Annotated in this window: 1 protein-coding gene; it reads left to right on the top strand. The window is 67.2% G+C overall.

From position 1 onward, the window contains the following. Positions 1-431, top strand: a 431-nt coding sequence (locus FLQ44_RS00380; RefSeq protein WP_170252699.1) for a DUF2220 domain-containing protein, incomplete at its 5' end; no start/stop codon positions are given. Positions 432-573: the final 142 nt, after the last annotated feature.

The following is a 573-nucleotide window of genomic DNA, read 5'->3' as shown; positions in this document are numbered from 1 at the left end:
AGCGCGTCTTCGTCACCGAGAACGAAACCAACTTCCTCGCTTTCCCGGAAGTCGAGCGCGGCCTTGTGGTGTTCGGCGCCGGCTACGGCTGGAATGCGCTGGCGCCAGCCGCGTGGCTGCAGCGCTGCGCCCTGCACTACTGGGGCGACATCGACACCCACGGCTTCGCCATTCTCGATCAGCTGCGTGCCCTCTATCCGCAGGTGGCCTCGCTGCTGATGGACCGCGAAACGCTCCTGGCGCATCGCGAGCAGTGGGGCGAGGAACCCACGCCGGTCCGCCACGACCTGCCTCGTCTGTCAGACGCAGAGCGCGCCGTGTACGACGGCATCCGGTTCGACCGCCACCAGCCCAGGCTCAGGCTGGAGCAGGAGCGGCTCGGGTTCGGCTGGGTCAGCGAGCGCCTGCGACGCGTCGGAGCGACTGACTGACTTCTCTGCGACAGGGGGTTGTGCGGCGCATCCTTGATCCAAGGCTGGGAGAGGATCGACCGATGTTCAATCCAGCGCCGCCAACAACATCTTCCTGAGCAGCCCCTGCAGCCGCCCCGCCCTCACCGCGTCGTAGCGATAG

The sequence above is a fragment of the Vogesella mureinivorans genome (assembly GCF_007644035.1).
Classification (GTDB): domain Bacteria; phylum Pseudomonadota; class Gammaproteobacteria; order Burkholderiales; family Chromobacteriaceae; genus Vogesella; species Vogesella mureinivorans.
Note: the sequence above shows the minus strand (reverse complement) of the source record. Positions and strands in the feature narration are given on the sequence as shown.